This window comes from Blastococcus sp. MG754426 (assembly GCF_021699055.1).
In the GTDB taxonomy this organism is placed as follows: Bacteria; Actinomycetota; Actinomycetes; order Mycobacteriales; family Geodermatophilaceae; genus Blastococcus.
The window spans coordinates 1-18,014 of sequence record NZ_SSXC01000010.1 but is presented as its reverse complement, the minus strand read 5'-3'; the positions used below and the strand labels follow the sequence as shown (position 1 = coordinate 18,014).

At 74.5% G+C, this 18,014-nt stretch carries 21 protein-coding genes and 1 pseudogene; 5 read left to right on the top strand and 17 right to left on the bottom strand.

The genetic code is table 11. The features are described from left to right. The first annotated feature begins 41 nt into the window (after positions 1-41). Complete coding sequence (locus tag E9549_RS06090) at positions 42-1,334, top strand: M24 family metallopeptidase (protein WP_236825653.1); 1,293 nt, start codon at positions 42-44, stop codon at positions 1,332-1,334. Between the two features lie 44 nt (positions 1,335-1,378). Here the strand turns inward: E9549_RS06090 and E9549_RS06085 are convergent, their stop codons facing one another. Further along, the gene (locus E9549_RS06085) at positions 1,379-1,807 is read right to left on the bottom strand and encodes a ChaB family protein (protein ID WP_236825652.1); all 429 of its coding nucleotides are present in this window, start codon (positions 1,805-1,807) and stop codon (positions 1,379-1,381) included. A 157-nt stretch (positions 1,808-1,964) separates the two neighbouring features. Then, the gene (locus tag E9549_RS06080) at positions 1,965-3,164 is read right to left on the bottom strand and encodes an endo-1,4-beta-xylanase (protein ID WP_236825651.1); all 1,200 of its coding nucleotides are present in this window, start codon (positions 3,162-3,164) and stop codon (positions 1,965-1,967) included. A 219-nt stretch (positions 3,165-3,383) separates the two neighbouring features. Here E9549_RS06080 and E9549_RS06075 point away from each other — a divergent pair, with 219 nt between their 5' ends. Beyond that, on the top strand, positions 3,384-4,448 hold the full coding sequence (locus tag E9549_RS06075; RefSeq protein ID WP_236825650.1) for a LacI family DNA-binding transcriptional regulator: 1,065 nt from the start codon (positions 3,384-3,386) through the stop codon (positions 4,446-4,448). Between the two features lie 9 nt (positions 4,449-4,457). Further along, entirely contained in the window at positions 4,458-5,006 is a 549-nt protein-coding gene (locus E9549_RS06070; protein ID WP_236825649.1) for a DUF4240 domain-containing protein, read from the top strand. Here E9549_RS06070 and E9549_RS06065 read toward each other — a convergent pair. Genes E9549_RS06065 through E9549_RS06050 form a run of 4 tightly spaced genes read right to left on the bottom strand, consistent with a single transcriptional unit; the run spans position 5,003 to position 7,049 of the window. Next, positions 5,003-5,395: a thioesterase family protein gene (locus E9549_RS06065; RefSeq protein WP_236825648.1), complete on the bottom strand. Its 393-nt coding sequence runs from the start codon at positions 5,393-5,395 to the stop codon at positions 5,003-5,005. The two genes, E9549_RS06070 and E9549_RS06065, sit on opposite strands and share 4 nt — an antisense overlap. A 1-nt stretch (position 5,396) precedes the next feature. Further along, positions 5,397-5,627: a hypothetical protein gene (locus E9549_RS06060; protein ID WP_236825647.1), complete on the bottom strand. Its 231-nt coding sequence runs from the start codon at positions 5,625-5,627 to the stop codon at positions 5,397-5,399. A gap of 1 nt (position 5,628) precedes the next feature. Beyond that, positions 5,629-5,886, bottom strand: a complete 258-nt coding sequence (locus tag E9549_RS06055; protein ID WP_236825646.1) for a DUF2795 domain-containing protein — start codon at positions 5,884-5,886, stop codon at positions 5,629-5,631. A gap of 29 nt (positions 5,887-5,915) precedes the next feature. After that, positions 5,916-7,049, bottom strand: a complete 1,134-nt coding sequence (locus E9549_RS06050; protein WP_236825645.1) for a Vms1/Ankzf1 family peptidyl-tRNA hydrolase — start codon at positions 7,047-7,049, stop codon at positions 5,916-5,918. A gap of 168 nt (positions 7,050-7,217) precedes the next feature. Here E9549_RS06050 and E9549_RS06045 point away from each other — a divergent pair, with 168 nt between their 5' ends. Then, positions 7,218-7,562, top strand: a complete 345-nt coding sequence (locus E9549_RS06045; protein WP_236825644.1) for a hypothetical protein — start codon at positions 7,218-7,220, stop codon at positions 7,560-7,562. Between the two features lie 105 nt (positions 7,563-7,667). On the opposite strand, the gene E9549_RS06040 is transcribed toward E9549_RS06045, so the two are convergent. The 9 genes from E9549_RS06040 to E9549_RS06000 all read right to left on the bottom strand — a co-directional run bounded on the left by E9549_RS06040 (position 7,668) and on the right by E9549_RS06000 (position 15,368). After that, complete coding sequence (locus E9549_RS06040; protein ID WP_236825643.1) at positions 7,668-8,561, bottom strand: type II secretion system F family protein; 894 nt, start codon at positions 8,559-8,561, stop codon at positions 7,668-7,670. Beyond that, positions 8,561-9,502 carry a type II secretion system F family protein gene (locus E9549_RS06035; protein WP_236825642.1) on the bottom strand — a complete coding sequence of 314 codons (942 nt, stop codon included), beginning with the start codon at positions 9,500-9,502 and terminating at the stop codon, positions 8,561-8,563. The genes E9549_RS06040 and E9549_RS06035 overlap by 1 nt, the downstream gene beginning before the upstream one ends. 2 nt (positions 9,503-9,504) lie before the next feature. After that, positions 9,505-10,923 carry a CpaF family protein gene (locus E9549_RS06030; protein WP_236825641.1) on the bottom strand — a complete coding sequence of 473 codons (1,419 nt, stop codon included), beginning with the start codon at positions 10,921-10,923 and terminating at the stop codon, positions 9,505-9,507. Further along, entirely contained in the window at positions 10,920-12,113 is a 1,194-nt protein-coding gene (locus E9549_RS06025) for an AAA family ATPase (RefSeq protein WP_236825640.1), read from the bottom strand. The genes E9549_RS06030 and E9549_RS06025 overlap by 4 nt, the downstream gene beginning before the upstream one ends. Next, complete coding sequence (locus tag E9549_RS24055; RefSeq protein WP_236825639.1) at positions 12,110-12,850, bottom strand: RcpC/CpaB family pilus assembly protein; 741 nt, start codon at positions 12,848-12,850, stop codon at positions 12,110-12,112. Before E9549_RS24055 ends, E9549_RS06025 begins: the two co-directional genes overlap by 4 nt. A 12-nt stretch (positions 12,851-12,862) precedes the next feature. After that, a complete protein-coding gene (locus E9549_RS06015) occupies positions 12,863-13,822 on the bottom strand; it encodes a TadE/TadG family type IV pilus assembly protein (protein ID WP_374201401.1) in 960 nt (319 codons plus the stop codon). Next, positions 13,810-14,220: a TadE/TadG family type IV pilus assembly protein gene (locus E9549_RS06010; protein ID WP_236825637.1), complete on the bottom strand. Its 411-nt coding sequence runs from the start codon at positions 14,218-14,220 to the stop codon at positions 13,810-13,812. The genes E9549_RS06015 and E9549_RS06010 overlap by 13 nt, the downstream gene beginning before the upstream one ends. 95 nt (positions 14,221-14,315) lie before the next feature. Next, positions 14,316-14,534 (bottom strand): Flp family type IVb pilin, encoded by a 219-nt coding sequence (locus tag E9549_RS06005; RefSeq protein ID WP_236825636.1) that lies wholly within the window; start codon positions 14,532-14,534, stop codon positions 14,316-14,318. Positions 14,535-14,711: 177 nt separating this feature from the next. Then, positions 14,712-15,368 carry an A24 family peptidase gene (locus tag E9549_RS06000; RefSeq protein ID WP_236825635.1) on the bottom strand — a complete coding sequence of 219 codons (657 nt, stop codon included), beginning with the start codon at positions 15,366-15,368 and terminating at the stop codon, positions 14,712-14,714. A gap of 118 nt (positions 15,369-15,486) precedes the next feature. On the opposite strand from E9549_RS06000, the gene E9549_RS05995 reads away from it, so the two are divergent. Continuing rightward, positions 15,487-16,191 (top strand): bifunctional 2-polyprenyl-6-hydroxyphenol methylase/3-demethylubiquinol 3-O-methyltransferase UbiG, encoded by a 705-nt coding sequence (locus E9549_RS05995; RefSeq protein WP_236825634.1) that lies wholly within the window; start codon positions 15,487-15,489, stop codon positions 16,189-16,191. Positions 16,192-16,237: 46 nt separating this feature from the next. Here the strand turns inward: E9549_RS05995 and E9549_RS05990 are convergent, their stop codons facing one another. Together E9549_RS05990 and E9549_RS05985 are read right to left on the bottom strand one after the other, a co-directional pair. Next, positions 16,238-17,521 carry a hypothetical protein gene (locus E9549_RS05990; protein ID WP_236825633.1) on the bottom strand — a complete coding sequence of 428 codons (1,284 nt, stop codon included), beginning with the start codon at positions 17,519-17,521 and terminating at the stop codon, positions 16,238-16,240. Between the two features lie 168 nt (positions 17,522-17,689). Continuing rightward, a pseudogene (locus tag E9549_RS05985) lies at positions 17,690-18,014 on the bottom strand (hypothetical protein); the annotation flags it as partial.

The window sequence follows — 18,014 nt, the reverse complement described above, 5'->3', positions numbered from 1 at the left end:
TCGACCGGTGCATCCGGCGGGTTTCTGCTTCGCTAGGGGGCATGTCGCTCGTCGCGCCCGGCCCGACGCGCACGGTGCCGCCCCCGCTGCGCGTGCAGGCCGACGTGCGCGACCGGTGGCTGACCCAGCGGCTGCTCGACGTCCTCCCCGGCCTGATGGACCGGGCGGGCATCGACCTGTGGATCGTCGCCGGCCGCGAGTACAACGAGGACCCGGTGCTGGCCACGCTGCTGCCGGCGTCCTGGTTGTCCGCCCGTCGGCGCACCATCCTGCTGCTGCACCGCAGCGACGACGGCGTCACCCCCGCGGCGGTCTCCCGCTACCCGGTGGGCCAGTTCCTGCCCGCGTGGACCACCGGCGAGGGCGCGGGGGGCGGCCAGTGGGCGGAGGTCCGCCGGTTCGTGGAGCAGGCCGACCCGCGCCGCATCGGCATCGACGTCTCCGAGGACTTCGCGCTCGCCGACGGCCTCTCCCACACCGAGCACCGGCTGCTCACCGAGGCGCTGGGCCCGTACGCCGAGCGGCTGGTCTCGGCCGAGCGGCTGGCGGTGAGCTGGCTGGAGACGCGGCTGCCGGAGGAGATCGACGCGCTCCGCGGGATGAACCTGCTGGCGCACCAGGTCATCGCGGAGGCGTTCTCCCCCGCCGTCGTCCGGGTCGGCGAGACCACCGCCCTCGACGTGGCGTGGTGGATCCGCCAGCGCCTGCACGACCTGGGCGTGGAGCCCTGGTTCCAGCCCTCGGTGCTGCTGCAGCGGGCCGGGGTGCCGCTGGCCGAGGAGGGCGGCACGCTGCTGCCCGCCGTCCCCGCGGACGCGGAGGTGCTCCCCGGCGACCTCCTGCACTGCGACGTCGGCCTGAGCTGCCTGGGCCTGCGCACCGACACCCAGCGCAACGCCTACGTCCTGCGCCCCGGCGAGACCGACGCACCGGCCGGGCTGCGGGCCGCCCTGGCGGCGGCGAACCGGCTGCAGGACCTCACCACGGCCGCGCTCGTGCCCGGGCGGACCGGCAACGAGGTGCTCGCCGCCGCCCGTGCCGCGGCGGCCGACGAGGGCCTCGACGGGGACGTCTACTCCCACCCGATCGGCTACCACGGGCACGGCGCCGGCCCGGCGATCGGTCAGTGGGACCAGCAGCAGGGCGTGCCCGGCGCCGGCGACCACCCGGTGCACCTCGACACGGCCTACGCCCTGGAGCTCGCGGTGCGCCGGACGGTGCCCGAGTGGGGCGGCCAGTGCGTCCGGCTGGGCCTGGAGGAGGGCATCGCGCTCACCGGGGACGGCGTCGAGTACCTCGACGGCCGGCAGACCGGCTTCCTGCTCATCGGCTGAGGTCGCGCCGCCCCACCCGCGGGCGGGGGCGGCACGACGGGGCGCTACTTCTTGCGGGAGTTCGCCGTCTTCTTGTCGTTCGCCTTCTGGATGGCGTCGACGAGTTCCTTCTTCTTCATCTTCGACCGGCCGGAGACGTCGAGCTTCTTGGCCAGGTCCATCAGGTGCGACTTGGAGGCGTTGGCGTCCACGCCGCCCTTGGTCTGCTTGCCCGTCCCCCGGCCGCCCGCGGCCTGCGCGTCGGAGGGGCCCTTCTTGCCGCCCTCCTTCTTCTCCCAGTGGTCGCCGACCTTCTCGAACGAGTGCTTCACCGCGGCCCACGCCGTCCGCGCCGCGCGCTCCTCGTCGTCGTACTCGTCGACCGCCGAGTCGTAGGCCTTCGTGTAGGTCCGCTGCGCCTTCTTCGGCGACCGCTGCAGGGTGCTCGGCAGCTCCGACTGCTTGGCGTCGCCCTTCTTCGTCGTCTTCGCCATCGTGATCTCCTCTCGGGTCGGCCCCGGCCCTACCCAGGGGGACGGAGATGATCACCTGGCCGGGCCGGCGCCGCCCGGACGCCGACCGGGCGGCCGCTCCCGGTGGAGGAGCGACCGCCCGGCGTTCAGGCGGGTCCGGCGAGCCGGACCGGGCGGATCACCGGCCGGACGCCTCCGCGAGCGTCTCGTGCAGGGCCCAGTACGCGGGCTTGCCCTCGTAGTCCTCGAACATCACCGTCGCCGCACCCTGGCCGGGCGAGAAGCTCGGCACCCACGAGTACTTGTCGTTGAAGCCCCAGATGGTGAACGAGTTGCACTCGTCCACCGACAGGCATGCCTCGAGGACACCCTGGTAGGTGTCGGCCTGCTCGGCGAGCTGCTCCGCGGTGGGCACCCCGTCCTCGGGCAGGGTGAAGCGGACGTCGAGCTCGGTCACCGCCGTCTCCAGCCCCAGGTCGTCGAAGCGCTGCATGTTCTCGTCGAGGGTCTCCGGGAAGGGGAACTGCAGGTCCAGGTGGGCCTGGAAGGCGAACCCGTGCAGCGGGACGCCCTCGGCGAGCAGCTGCTGCGCGAGCTCGTAGTACGCGTCGCTCTTCGGGCCGATGTCCTCGACGGCGTAGTCGTTGAGGAACAGCTTGGCCTCCGGGTCCGCCTCGTGCGCCCAGCGGAACGCGTCGGCGATGATGCCGGGGCCGAGGCGTTCGATGAAGACGTTGGCCGTCGCGCCGGTCGAACCGTCCCGCAGCCGCACCCCGCCGTCGTCCCAGGTGTCGGCGAAGATCTCGTTGGCGACGTCCCACTGGTCGATGCGGCCCTTGTACCGGCCGACCACCGTCCGGATGTGCTCCTCGAGGATGACTCGGAGCTCCTCGTCGGTGTAGTCGCCCTCGGTCACCCACTCGGCCAGCTGGCTGTGCCAGAGCAGGGTGTGCCCGCGGACCTCCTGCCCGTGCCGCTCGGCGAACGCGACGATCGCGTCCGCGGGACCGAAGTTGTAGACCCCGGGCTCGGGGTGGATGAACTCCCACTTCATCTGGTTCTCGGGCGACACCGAGTCGAACTCCGTGGCCAGGACCTTGCGGTACCGGGGGTCGCGGGTGAACGGGTCGGGGTAGTCCGCCTCCTCGTGGTGCCCGCCGCCGGCCACCGCGGTCCCGATGACCAGGTCGTCGGGGGTGACGGTGCGCAGGCCGTTGCGGATGGCCGGACCGGAGGACCGGTCCTCCTGGGCCTGGGCCGACGGGGCCGCCTGGTCCTGCGGTGCTGCCGAGGCGGGCAGGACCGCGGTGGAGAGCGCGACCGGGACCAGGGCCACGCCGACCGCGCAGCGGGTTGCCACCCGCGAACCGAACCTCACAGAGCGCATGCTGTGCCTTCCCTCGAGACGTCGGAGCGACTTCCGAAAGTTTCCGGAAGCCGGAGCCCGGACGTTACGTAGGTCACATCCGGCCGTCAACACGAGCCAGGGACGGAGCCCGGACGCCGCTCCTCGCCCGTAGGGAGGAGGTCTGCCGCGCGCCCGCCCGGCGCCGCGCCGCCCGCCGTAGGCTGGCCGCTCCGACCAGGAGGAGGTCCGTTGGCCGACGAGCAGACCGGCGCGGTGACCATCGCGGCGATCGCCGCGGCGGCGGGTGTGTCGGTCCCGACGGTCTCGCGCGTCCTGAACGGGCGGGGGGACGTGGCCCCGCGGACCCGCGAGCGCGTGGAGCAGCTGCTCCGCGACAGCGGGTACCAGCGCCGGGGCGGCCGGGCCCGCACCCGCGCGCGGCTGGTCGACCTGGTGTTCAACGACCTCGACAGCCCGTGGGCGCTGGAGATCATCCGCGGGGTGGAGGACGTCGCCCACGCGGCCGGCGTCGGCACCGTGGTCACGGCGATCCACCGCCGGGCCAGCGCCACCCGCGGCTGGCTGGACAACCTCGGCGCCCGGGCCAGCGACGGCGCCATCCTGGTCACCAGCGAGCTGGACCCCGAGCTCGCCGCCGAGCTGCGCGGGCTGCAGGTCCCCGCCGTCGTCGTCGACCCGGCCGGCGTCCCGGGCCTGGACGTGCCGACCATCGGCGCGACCAACTGGGCCGGCGGTCTCAGCGCCACCGAGCACCTCACGGGGCTCGGTCACCGGCGGGTCGCCTTCGTCGCCGGCACCCCCGACCTGTGGGCCAGCCGGGCGCGGCTGGCCGGGTACCGCGCGGGCCTGGAGGCTGCCGGGCTGCCGTTCGACGCCGCCCTGGTGGTCGAGGGCGATTTCGGCTACGCCTCCGGGGCCCGCGCGGCCGACCGCCTGCTGACCCTGCCCGACCCGCCCAGCGCCGTCTTCGCGGCCAACGACCAGATGGCGCTGGGGGTCTACGAAGGCGTCCGGCGCCGGGGCATGCGGGTGCCCGACGACGTCAGCGTCGTCGGCTTCGACGACCTCCCGGAGGCCCGCTGGTCCTCCCCGCCGCTCACGACGGTGCACCAGCCGCTCGCCGAGATGGGCGTGCTGGCGGCCCGGACGGTGCTGCGCCTGGTGGACGGCGAGACCGTCGAGAGCCCGCGGCTGGAGCTGGCCACGCGGCTCGTCGTCCGCGACAGCACCGGCCCGGTCGCCGCCGCGCGCGGCGGGCTCGACGACCTCCGCGGAGCCCCTCCGCGCCGGTAGGTTCCGCCCGTGGACACGAGCACCTTCTGGACGCTGGTCGAGGACACCCGCGCGGAGGCGGTCGAGACCGCGAAGGACTCGGTGGTCGCCGAGCACGTCGAGACGCTCACGGCGGCGCTCGAGGAGCTCTCCGACGACGACGTCCTCGGCTTCTACCGGCAGCTGATGGCCGCCCGCGCCCGCGCCAACCGCTGGGACCTCTGGGCCGCGGCGCACGTCGCCCTCGGCGGGGCGAGCGACGACACCTTCCTCGACTTCCGGAACTGGCTGATCAGCCACGGCCGGGAGGCCTACGAGCGGGTGCTGGCCGACCCCGACGCCCTGGTCGACCTCGAGTGGGACGAGGACGAGGACGACTTCGGCTGCGCCGAGGAGTGGGCCTACGCACCGCTCGAGGTGCTGGACGACCGCGGCTACGCCGAGGAGGACCTCGACCCCGGCCCCGACGAGGTCGACGACCAGTTCGGCGAACCCGCCGGCGAGCCGTTCCCGGAGGACGACGACGAGTGGTTCGCCGCCCGGTTCCCCCGGCTGTGGGCCGCCTACGGCCAGGTCTAGCCGGCCTCCGCCTCCAGGTACCGCGTCCAGTGCGCCCGCTCGGCGTCGGTCATCGGCCGGCTGGCGTTCGCGGCGAAGTCGAACACGACCAGCACGCAGTCGGCGCGGATGGCGACCTCGCCGTCCTGCACCAGCTCCTGCCGGACGGTGAAGGACTTCGTCCCCAGCCGGGTCACCCAGCTCTGCACGCAGAGCTCCTCGCCGACCCGGTAGTAGAGCTGGCGCAGGTAGTCGACCTCCAGGCGGGCCAGGATCAGCCCGCCGCCGGCGTGGTCGTCCCCGATCGCCAGCCGCGCGTCCTCCAGGAGGGCCAGCGCGCGGGCGTGGTTGACGTGGCCCAGCATGTCGGGGTCCGACCAGCGCAGCCGGACCGGGTGCTCGTGGCGCACGTCAGGGCAGGTCCGCGGTCTCGGCGGACTGCCGGTGCGCGCCCTGGGCGTCGTCCGGGTCGGGGTGGACCGTCCGCTCCTCCGACTCGGCGAGGATGACCTCCGCGGCGACCTCCTCCATGCCGCTGCCGCGGAGGCCCTCCTCCTCCGGCAGCAGCTGCGACCGCGTCTCCACGTTGTCCTCGGTGACGTTGTCCAGCGCCTCCGGGCTCGGCTTCTTCTGCGTCGTCACGTCAGAACCGCTGCTGCTCGGTGCCGAGCCCGAGCGCCTCGGCGACCTCCTGGACGTTCTCGAACTGCCGGCCGGCGGGCAGCCGCTGCAGGTCCGACAGGACCCGGTCGGTGCCACCGCCCTCCTGCGCCTTGGCGATCAGCTGCTCGCGGTCGGCCGGCCACACCTCCTTGCCGAGGGCCTCGGCGAGCGCGGCGCGGCGCTCGATGCTGCCCTGGTCGGTGCCGGGGGCGGTGGCTGCCTGGTGCGGATCGGTCACGGTGGTCTCCTCGGTCGTGGGGGCGCCGGTCAGCTGCCGGCGTCGGTGGAGGCGTCGGTGTAACGGAGGATCGCGGCGACCGGCCCGTCGCCGGGCAGGGCCGCCGCGGGGACGACGAGGACGCCGGCCGCGCTGGCGACCGCCGCCTCCAGCAGCGCCGAACCGGCGGGGACGACCTCGCCGTGCACCCCGAGCGCGTCCATGTCCTGCTGCTTGACGCCGAGCTCCAGCGGGCTGCCGCCCACCAGCAGGGTCGCGTCGGCGTCCTGCTCGTCGGTGATCAGGAGGGTCTCCACCTGCCCCTTGCGCAGCGCCTCGACGACGGCCGGGGTGCCGGTGACGGCCAGCCCGTGCGCGCCGGCCGCCTGCACCTGGTCGACGGCGGTGGCGATGTCGCGCGCCTCGTGCTCGGCGACCAGTTCCTTCGTGCGCCGGTCGATGGGCTCGCGGTCGGCCCCCGCGGCGCGCCCGCCCTCCTCCATGGAGACGACGAGGTCCGACCACGAGGCGTGCGCCTTGTCGCCCAGGATCTGGCGGGCACGGACGTCGCCGGCGAGCAGGACGAACCGCAGCGGGAGTCGGCGGTTGAAGGAGTCGATCTCGTCGGCGACCTGGCCGGCGTTCTCCTCCCACTGGTTCTCGGCGGTGTGCATGTAGGTGTTGTGCGCCCAGCCGCCGACCTTGACCTTGCGCATGTGGAAGGTGTCGCCCTCCACCTGCCGCTCCTCGTCCGGCTGACCCGCGAGCCCGGCGACGGTGATGTCGGCCCCGACGCGGTCGGCGACGACCACGGCGTGCGGTACCCGGCCGGCCAGCTGGCGCAGCACCGGGAGCAGGTCCGGGTGGGCCGACCACTCGGCGGTCTCGCGGGCGGGGGCGTCGGCCAGCACCTCGTCCAGCACGACGGTGCCGTCGGCGGCGGCGACGACGGCGCGGCCCCGCAGCGTGCCGGCCTCACCGCCCTCGTTGCCCTCGAGCAGCCGGCTGCGCACGGCCTCCACGACCGTCTCCGGCGCCCCCTGCTCGGTCAGCTTCTCGCTCAGCGCGCGCACCCGGAGCTCGAGCTCGGTGTCGGCGGACTCGGTGGTGTGCGTGACGTCGGCGCAGACCGTGGCGTAGGGCCCAGCGGCGGCGAACACCGGCTCCAGGAAGGACACGTCCATGTCGGGGGGACAACTCCTCGGTCGATCGGGGGTGTTCGGTGGGCGGGGCGGCGTGGGCCGCACTCCCGCCGTCGCCGCCTACCCACCGACCGGGCGCTCACACCCCGTGTCGATCGCGGAGGACGGGGTAGGCGGTCGGGCGACACGGAACCGCAGAGAGGACGAGGGATGACCGAGCACGACCAGCTGCCCCTGCCCGACTACGACCACCTGCCCGTGGAGGGGCTGGCTTCGCGGATCCGGACGCTCGACGCCCAGGGTCTGGAGACCCTGCTGGAGTACGAGCGCGCCCACGCCGACCGCGTGCAGGTGGTCACGATCATGGAGAACCGGCTCCAGTCGCTCCGCGAGGGCGCCCAGCCCTCGGGCGGCGACCCCGCCGCGCCGGCGGCCGACGACCCGTCGCACGCCGCGGGCGGGTCGAAGGTCTCCGAGGCGACCACCGGCCCGGCGATGAACCCGCCGTCGCAGGGCGACCCCACCAACCCCGCCCAGCCCCGCTCCACCGGCTGAGCACGCACCGTCGTCCTCCGGACGACACCGCGGCCGATGGCCGTTCCCCGGCGATGTGGGGGCCGTGTCGTCGTCCCCGCGCGCCGTCCGGAGGACGACGAGGTCTCATTCGCTGAACGTCGCCACGATGTCCATGACGGCGGGGCCGAGCAGCACGATGAACAGCGTCGGCAGGATGCACAGGATCAGCGGGAAGATCACCTTCACCGGGATCTGCATGGCCTTCTCCTCGGCCCGCTGACGCCGCTTGAGCCGCATCTCCGCGGCCTGGGTGCGCAGCACGTCGGCGATCGACACGCCGTACTGGTCGGCCTGCACGACGGCCCGGATGAACCGGCGCAGGTCGGGCACGCCGGTCCGCTCGGCCAGCGCCAGGTAGGCGTCGCGCCGTGGCTGGCCGACGGCGATGTCCTGCAGGGTGCGCACCAGCTCCTCGGCGAGCGCCCCCTTGCCGTTGCTGCCCGCCCGCGCCATGGCCGCCTCGAACCCGAGCCCCGCCTCGACCGCGATGGTCATCTGGTCGAGGGTGTCGGCGAGCTCGAGCGCGATGGCCTCCCGGCGCTCCTGCCCCCGGCTGTGCAGCAGCAGCTCCGGCAGGAAGTAGGCGACCAGCGTCGACACGACCGCGACCAGGCCGGTGAGCACCCCGGGCGTGGAGGTGGCGATCAGCAGCCCGAGCGCACCGGCGATCACCCCGAGCACGAGCTTGGCCGCCACCAGCCGCGGCACCGGCCAGGCCGCCGGTCGGCCGGCGGTGGCCGCGAGCCGGTCCAGCCGCCTGACCGTCCCCCGCGGGGTCAGCCCGCGGGCGAGGCGGGCCAGCGCACCGGGACCGGTCCGGACGGCGGTGGGCCCCTCCGTCGGGAGGCCCCGCAGCAGGTTGGCGCGCGCCTGCACCGTGGCGACGGGGGCGCGGCCGAGCAGGGCCCAGCCCAGCAGCGGCACGGCGGCGCAGACGCCGACGGCGGCGAGCAGGACGGCAACGGGGAGGCCGCTCATCAGAACCTGATCGCCACGGTCTTCTTGAGCCACAGGCCACCGGCCAGCAGCATGAGCGCCGCCGCGGCGAGCATGCCGTAGCCGACGAGGCTCTCGGTGAACTTCGCCAGGTAGGCCGGGTTGCTGACCGACAGGAACGCGGTCACGCCGAACGGCAGGGCCATGAGCACGACGGCCGAGAGCTTGCCCTCCGCCGAGAGCGCCTTGACCTGCCGGCGGATGGCGTTGCGCTCGCGGATCGTGTTGCCGACCGCGTCCAGCACCTCGGCCAGGTTGCCCCCGACCTCCCGGTGGATGGCGATCGCCTGGGCCACCCAGGTGAAGTCGTCGCTGCCCATGCGCTCGGCGACGTCGTCGAGCGCCTCGGCGAGGTCCCGGCCCACCCGCGTCTCGTTGACGATGCGGGCGAACTCCTCCGACGTCGGCGCCTCGGCCTCCTGCGAGACGGAGTCGACCGCGCGGAGGAGGCTGTGCCCGGCGCGCAGGCTGCTCGACATCAGCTGCAGCGAGTCGTCCAGCTGGTCGGCGAAGGCGGCCTGGCGACGGCCGGCGCGGAAGCCGATCAGCAGCTTGGCGCCGAACGGGACCGCGACCACGAGCAGCAGCGCGAGCAGCGGGCCGCCGAGCAGCCCACCGGTCAGCGCGCCCAGCACGGTGGTCGACCCGACGGCGAGGACGAGGTTCGGCAGCGTTACCGACATGCCGGCCCGCTCGAGGGCGGCGGCGCCCGCGGCCAGCCGTCCGCGCCTGACCAGCACCTTCTCGACCGCGGCGCCGGCCACCGCGCCCGCGCCGAGCAGCGGCGAGGCCGGCGGCGCGACCGACGGGTCCAGCCGGGTCAGCGGCACCCGCGCGGGGCCCGCCGGGACCACGACGAACGCCAGGATCAGCAGGGCCGCGGCGATCGCACCGACGCCGGCGACGAGCAGGACGCCGGACACCGTCACCACCGCCCCGCGCCGGCGGGCTCGGCGGCGCCGAACACCCGCGGCGAGAGGCGGATGCCGAGCTCGTCGAAGCGGTCGGTGAAGCGCGGGCGCACCCCGGTCGGCACCGGCTTGCCGAGGAAGCGGCCCGCGGCGTCCACACCGGCGGAGTAGTCGAACAGGAAGGCGTCCTGCAGCGTGACCGTGTCGCCCTCCATCCCCTGGACCTCGGTCACGTGGGTGACCCGGCGGGTGCCGTCGCGCAGCCGGGTGAGCTGCACGACGACGTCGACGGCGGAGGCGATCTGCTCGCGGATGGCCCGCAGCGGCAGGTCCATGCCGGCCATGAGCACCAGCGTCTCCAGGCGCGCGATGGCGTCGCGGGGCGAGTTGGCGTGCACCGTCGACAGCGAGCCGTCGTGGCCGGTGTTCATCGCCTGCAGCATGTCGAGGGACTCGCCGCCGCGGCACTCCCCCACCACGATCCGGTCGGGCCGCATGCGCAGCGAGTTCCGCACCAGGTCGCGGATGGTGATCGCACCCTTGCCCTCGATGTTGGGCGGGCGCGACTCCAGCCGGACCACGTGCTCCTGCTGGAGCTGCAGCTCGACCGCGTCCTCGATCGTCACGATCCGCTCGCCGTCGGGGATGAACGACGAGAGCACGTTGAGCAGCGTCGTCTTCCCGGTGCCGGTGCCGCCGGAGACGATGACGTTCAGCCGCGCCTCGACGCAGGCGTGCAGCAGCTCGGCCATCTCCGGCGAGAGGGTGCCGAAGCCGATCAGGTCGGTGACGGTGAACGGGTCCTTGGAGAACTTGCGGATGGTCAGCGTCGACCCGCTGAACGCCAGCGGCGGGATGATCGCGTTGACGCGCGAGCCGTCCGCGAGGCGGGCGTCGACCAGGGGCGAGGACTCGTCGATCCGCCGCCCGACGCGGGAGACGATCCGGTCGATCACCCGGCGCAGGTGCTCCTCGGAGGTGAACCGGGTCGCGGTGCGCTGCAGCTTGCCGCCGCGTTCCACGTAGATCGCCTCGGGCCCGTTGACCATGATCTCGCTGACGGCGTCGTCGTCGAGCAGCCGCTGCAGCGGGCCGTAGCCGAGCACGTCGTCGGCGAGCTCGGCGGTGAGCCGCTGCCGCTCCTCGGTGCTGAGCGGGACGTTCTCCTCCTCGACGACCTCGTCGAGCTCCTTCAGGACCACCGCGCGGAGCTGGTCCTCGGCCATCGAGGGGTCGTTCATCCGGCTGCCCATGCGCTCGAACAGCGCCTTGCCGACGCGGTCCTTGAGCCGGCTCAGGGCGTCGGTCGGCGGCGGGGTCGGGGCCGAGGCCGGGCGCGCGGCCGGCACCGGGCGCGCGGCCACCGGGACCGGGGCGGCGGTGACCGGCCGGGGCTCCCCGCGGGCTGCCTCCAGCCGCTGCGCGAGGTTCACGACGCCGCCCGGTGCTTGGCCCGGTAGCGCCCGGCCTTCATCAACGGCGTCGCGGAGAAGCGCGACACCAGACGGCGAAGCTCGCGGACCATCGGGTCACGGCGGCTCCCGCTCTCCAGGATCGGCACCCCCTGGTTGGTGCTGGCGGGCACCGCCTTGGACCGCGGCAGGACGACGTCGACCCCGGTGCCGATCGTGGTCTCGACATCACGGACGGAGAGCCCGCCCTTCGGGTCGGCGAAGTTCATGACGACGTGCCGCCCGGCGGGGATCATGCACAGCTCGCGGAGCACGTCCATCTCCTTGCGCAGACCGCGCACGCCGGGCACGTCCATGCTCGAGAGCATGACGACGTCGGAGGCGCGGTCCAGCGCCGCCAGCGTCTGCTCGGACAGCCCCGGCGCGGTGTCGACGACGACGTAGCGGAACTCGCGGGCCAGCGAGGCGAGCAGCCGGCTGACGTCCTCGCCGGTGATCGAGTCGCCGGCGGCGGGCGAGTCCGACCCGCAGACGGCGTACAGCCCGCTGGGGTGCTGGGTGAGGAAGGTCTTGAGGACCATCGTGTCCTCGCTGGCCGGGCCGTGGACGGCGTCGGGCAGCGTGTACTCGGGCACCAGGCTCAGCGCCGAGGCGACGTCCCCGAACTGCACGTCGAGGTCGACGAGCACCGTCGACTGCGGCGCGGCCGCCGTCAGCCCGATGGCCAGGTTGGTCGAGACGGTCGTCTTGCCCACCCCGCCCTTGGGCGAGGCGATGGTGATGACCCGGCCCGCGTAGCGGTCGGTCTCGGCGACCGGCCGCAGCACCCTGCGGCGACCCGCCGCGGCGTGCCCGGCGCGCTCGATCGCCGCGGCGATCTCCGCCACCTCGGCGTCGGGCGGGAGCAGGTCGCGGATGCCGGCGCGCATCGCCGAGCGCCACATGTCCGGCGACGGCTCGGCGATCAGGACCACGGTGATGCCCGGGCTCTGCACGTCGAGCCGGCCGGCGAGGGTGAGCACCTCGGGCGCCGGCGCGTGCGGGCCGACGAGCAGCACGTCGGGCAGTTCGTCGTCGACGAGCTGCTCGAACAGCCGGGCCGGGTCGCTGGGCAGCCGACCGGGCGGCAGCACCTGCAGGTCGCCGCCGGTGGCCTCCTTCACCCGCAGGACCAGGTCCTCCCCTGCTCCCGCCAGGACGACGCGGCTCATGAGTAGGCCTTTCCGTAGATGGTGTCCGGCGTCAGCACCGCGGTGCGGGAGACGTCGGGGTCGGCCGGTTCGAGCGAGAGCCAGACGGTGCCGTGCTCGGCGCCGAAGACGATCGCCTCGGCCTGGGCGGCGGTGACGGCGAAGGTCACCATGAGGCTGCCCGAGGGGACGGGCGCGGCCACGGTCGTGGTCCCGTCCGCGGGGGCGGCCGGCGGGGCGGGCGCCCCCTGCACCTGGGTGACCAGCACCTCGTGCAGGACGGAGTGGGTGCTGGTCGCCGGCTCCCTCATGGAGACGAGGACGCCGACGGTGTCGCCGGCGGCCAGGCGCCCGCCCACCGCGCGCTGCGGCTCCAGCACGATGCTGACCTCCTGCAGGCCCTCGGGCACGGGCACCGTGCCGGGCGCCTGCAGGTCTCCGGGCCGCTCGAAGCGGCTGTCGAGGAGCTGCTCGCCGGGCGCGAGGTCGACGGTGGCGACCCGGTCGGCGAGCGAGGCGAGGTCGGTGACCCGGCCCGGCAGCGCCGCCTTGGCCGGCAGGAGCTCGGTGCCCACGAGCTCGGCGAGCGCGCTGCCCGGGGTGCCGGCCGGGATGGGGGCCTCGGCCACGAGCACCGTCACCGCCTGCACCCCGGCGAGGGCGCGGCTCTCGGCGCCGCGCACGTAGCCGACCAGGACCGCGGTGCCGGCGACGACGAGCGCGAGGGCCGCGACGGCGGCGAGGAATCGACGTCTCACGAGTGGGCGCCCCTATCGGATCAGTCGGAGGATCGAGGCGCCCGTCTGCGGCGCGTCCGGTGAGTAGTCCCAGTCGTCGGAGAGCTCGACGAAGCGGGTGTAGTAACCGGTGACGCACCGGTCGCTGGAGTTGGTGCCGGGCCCGCACACCTTGTTGCCGCTCTTGACCGAGCCGTTGACGGCGTAGCCGGTGAGCGTGAAGGCGGCGTAGCCGTAGACGCGGTACCAGCCGTTGCTGCCACCCTCGCCGAACTGGTCGAAGAGCGGGAGCAGCACCGTCCGGCCCAGCCAGCCCTGCAGGTCGGCCTCGGAGCAGCCCTGGGGCAGGGAGACGCCGGTGTCGGAGTCCAGCCGTTGCCCGATCGCGGAGGTGGCGTGGCAGCGGCCCTGGTCGGGCACGACCCAGCCGAAGCCGCCGGGGACGAAGTTCCCCGACGGGCCGGTGCAGCCGCCGACGTCGTCGGACTTGCTGAACATGATCGTCTGCAGCGTCTCGGTGGACGGCAGCCCGCCGCCGGTCTGCGCCTTGAACGAGCACCAGGAGAAGGTCAGCGGCAGCACGGCGGTGCCCTGGCTGGGTGCCCCCCAGCCGACGGTCGCGGTGGCCGCGACCTGGCTGCTCTCGTGCCCGATGACCGGCGCGAACCAGTGCTCCTTGGGCGCGGACCCGGTGACGGTCACGCTGAGCGGATCGCCGCTGAGGACGGGCTGGGCGGCGGTTCCCGTGGGGTCGTTGTGGCTGATCAGCTGCTGCGCCGTCGCCAGCATGTCACCGCAGTTGCCGCGCGAGCAGTCCTGGGCGACGGCGATGGCCGCGGCGTCGGCCGCCACCTGGAGCCGCGCCCGCTCGGCGTACAGCGCGCCGATGTCGACGGCGATGGCCGCGAAGCCGAGGAGCGGGACGAGGACGAGGGCGAAGACGACGGAGGTGGCGCCGCGCTCGCCGTCGCGCCGGCGGGTCAACCGTTGCACCGCATGACCCCCGTTCCGGTCAGTTCGATGGCGGAGCCGAAGAAGTCCGTCAGGTACGGCATCGGGTAGGTGATGGTGAGGCGGACGGCGGTGTCGCCGGCGCCGGTGGTGGGGCAGGTCTCCGCGGTGCCGCCGACGACCTCGATGCGGATCTGGTCGTCGGTGACCGCGGGGTCCAGCGAGGCCGCGGCGGTGCGCACCACGGCGCGGGCGTCGACCGGGTCGTTGCGGAGGGCCATGGCCCGGACGCCCTCGCGGGCGGCGGCCGAGAGCGTGCCCTGCACCTGGAAGGCGTGGCCGAACTCGGCGATGCCGATGAGCAGCACGAGCAGCAGCGGCACGATGAAGGCGAACTCGACCGCGGTCGCGCCGCGCTCGTCCTGACGACGTCGGTTCATCCCCGGCACCACCTCTCCTCGTGCGACGGCGCAGCGGCCCTCGGGGCGAGGGCCGCTGCGCCGGAACCGCTACGGCGTCGCGCAGCAGCGAGCGGTCAGGGGGTGGCGGCCGGGGCGTCGGGCAGCTCGTCGGTGATGCTCGTGAACAGAGCGGACAGCTCGTCACCGAGCAGCGTCACGGCGCCGATGATGACGACGGCGATGAGGCCGACCATGAGGCCGTACTCGACGGCGGTGGCGCCCTTCTCCTCCCGGCGCAGGCGCTCCTGGGCGACCGCGACGAGGCTGGCGATGGTGGCGTAGGCGTTGATCACGTGCGCTCCCTGAGGTGTCGGCCGTCCGGCGGGATCGGCTGATCCGGCCTGTGCGGCTGCTGCGGGGAGTTGTCGTGAAGAACACGCCGAGGCTTGAGCACCGTTCACCCGATCCAGGGACCCCGGCCCGCCGTCCGGGGGACGGGCCGGGGTGGCAGCTCACGCTGCGTGAGCGGATCAGCCCAGGAGGGCGCCGCCCCAGCCCACCGCGAGGGCGGCCCCGGCGAGCATCGCCGGCCCGAACGGCAGCTCGCTCCGCCGGCCGACCCGCCGGGCCGCGAGCAGCACCAGCGCCACCGCGGCCTGCACGACGAAGCCCGCGACCGCACCCAGCAGCACCGCGTCCCACCCGAGCCAGCCCAGCGGGAGGCCGATCAGAGCGGCCAGCTTGACGTCGCCCATGCCGAGGCCGGCGGGCGAGACCAGCGCCATGACCAGGAAGCCGCAGAAGAGGACGGCGGCCGCCAGCCCGGCGCGCAGCAGCTGGTCCCAGGCCCCCTGCGCCGCCGCGGCGGCGAGGAGCAGGACCCCGGTGGTCGCGACCGCCGGCCCGGTCACGCGGTCGGGCAGCAACCGGTGCCGCAGGTCGACGAGCGCCAGGAGCACGCCCGCGCCGGTGGCGGCCAGGAACGCCGGCAGGGCCCATCCCGCCCCGAGCCGCCAGGCCACGAGGCCGAACAGCGTGGCCGTGAGCAGCTCGGTCAGCGGGACCGGCAGCGCCCGGCGGCGCGCCCGCTCCCCGCCGTCCCAGGGGAAGGCCGCGGCGAGCCGGTCGGCCACCGCCCCCGCGAGCAGGCCCAGCAGCCCGGACACCGCGACCGCCGCGGCGGTCACCGGCCGGGGGGCGGGGACTCGGGGATCACGGCGCACACCCTGGCACAGCCGGCCCCGGACCCCGGGCAGGCGGTGCCGACGGCGAGCGGAGTGCCCGCCGGTGGGCCACACTCCGGACGTGACTGTGGACGAGGGCTCGACCCATCGCACCGCGGCGGTGTGGTCCTACCGGGGCCACGGCGTGCACGCCGCCCCGGGAGTGCACGAGTACGCGCTCGAGCTGGTCCGGCAGCAGCTGCCCGAGGGCGGCCGGATCCTCGAGGTGGGCGCCGGCTGCGGCGCGCTGGCGTGCCGGCTGATGGAGGCGGGGTTCGACGTCGTCCCCACCGACCTCGACCCGCCGCACGAGTGGATCCACCGCCTCGACCTCGACGACCCGCAGTGGACCGAGGCGACCCGCGGCCCCTTCGACATGGTGGTCTGCGTCGAGACGCTCGAGCACGTGGAGAACCCGCGGAAGGTGCTGCGCTCGATGCGGGCGCTGCTCGAGCCGGGCGGCAAGCTGCTGGTGAGCACGCCGAACGTCGGCCACCCGCACTCGCGCTTGAAGATGTTCCTGCGGGGCGCCCCGTTCATCTTCGGGCCGGGCCACTACTACCAGCCCGGCCACATCTCGATCCTCCCCGACTGGATGCTCGTCGAGCACATCCGGACGGCGGGGTTCGGCGACATCACCGTCACCAGCGGGGGCTCGACCTGGTACGTGGGCGCGCGGAAGGTGGCGCACCGGGTCGAGACGGCGCTGCTGTGGCTGATCGGGTTGCGGCCGCGCGCGGAGTCGGGCGAGGGCATCTGCACGTTCGTCACCGCCGTCGCCGAGTGACGCCGGCCGGGGGACGCGGACGCGTCCCCCGGCCCGCCGCTCAGACTCAGCCCCGGGTCAGCTGGAACACCGAGACGGTGCCGTCGTCCTCGTTGCTGGTGAGGAGCAGGTGCCCGCGCTCGACGGCCAGCAGGCCCTCGGGCGCCTCCCCCGTCGGCAGCACCTGCAGCAGCTCCGGCGCGGCCTCGTCGGCGAGGTCGTAGACCAGCACCGCGTCCCCCCGCTCCGAGCCGATGAAGGCGTAGGTCGTGCCGTGGAGCGCGGCCACCTCCACGCCCTCGAACTCCGCGCCCTTGTCGTCGCTGCGCCCGTCGGGGTAGCGGCCGGCGTCGGCCAGGGCCCGCTCGGCCGCCCCGCCGGACGTGCTCACGATCCCGCCCTCCGGGGAGAAGACCGTCCAGCCGCGGCCGCCGCTGGGCTCCTCGGCCAGGTCGCCCTCGTCGGCGGTGACGAGGTTGCCCTCCGGTGTCCACTGGACGGCGTCGGGCTCGCGGGGTGCGGTGAACGCGTCGTCGAAGGCGGTCGTGCCGTCGTCGGCCGTGTCGGCGTCGGTGCGCGTCACGCCCCCCGCGGAGAAGGAGCCGACCACGGTGCCGGTGCGGAGGTCGACGAGGGCGACGGCGTTGTTCTCCTGGAGGGTCACCGCCGCCACGCCCTGGCGGTTGATGTCCACGTACTCCGGCTCCGGGTCCTCCGGGAACGCCGCGCCCTCGAGGCCGGTCAGCTCGACCCGGTCGACGGCCCAGCGGTCCGGCGTGCCGCGCAGGTCGACGACGGCGAGGAACCCGGCGGGCGCCTGCGGCAGCCCGCCCTCCACGCCGTCGACCTCGATCTCCTCGTCGCGCTGGTTCTCGATCGCGACCGCGGCCACGGCACCGCCGGGGCCGAGCGCGATCGAGTCGGGCTGCCCACCGAGGTCGATGCTCCGGACCACCGACCGGGTGCGCAGGTCGATGACCGCCAGCTCCCCCGACGGGTCGGTCAACGAGGTGCTGGTGTCGACGACGGCGAGCGCGTGCCGCCCGTCGCGGGTGACGGTGACCGACGTCGGCTCGCCGTCGACCGGAACCGCGCCGATCGCGCGGGGCTCCGCGGGCCGGGTCAGGTCGACCAGGCCGACCTCGGCGGTGGCCGAGTCGGTGTACAGCAGCGTCCGGCCGTCTGGGGTGACGGCGAGGATCTCGGCGACCTCACCGCTCACCTCGAAGGTGGCCAGCTCGGCGAAGGCGGGTGCGGGGGGCGGCACCGCACCGGCCGGGGCGGCGGTGGCGGCGAGCAGCAGGGCGGCGGCCGGGAACGACGGGGCGAGAAGCCGGGCGCGGGATGGCACGGGGGTGCTCCTGGGGTCGAAGGACAGGTGGGGCCGACCCTGACCAGCGAAGACGACGCCCCGGCATCCGGCGGGCGGACCGCGGGTGACCGGCGTGCGACCAGCTCCAACGCACGTGCGCCCCCTGCCCGGCAGCCGGGCAGGGGGCGCACGAGGTGCCAGCGCTGGTTACGGCAGGAAGGTCACGTGCGGGTGGTCCATGTGATTGGCCGTGGGCGAGCCGCGGTCCTCCATGCCCTGCCAGGCCCACCCGGTCCACGTGCCGGCGATCCGCTGCTCCCAGATCACGTATTCCACGCCGAGCCGGGCCGCGTTGTCGATCACGTACTGGGCGACGGCGTCCCCCTTGGCGGAGTCGCTGTAGACCATGAAATCGGCCGCGAGGCCCGCGGTGGGGCTGTGGCCGGGACGGGTGAGCACCGTCCCGACGCCGTGCACCTCCGCGATCTCCTGGACGTCCGGGCGGACGTGCGCGTCCCACTGGTCGTAGGCC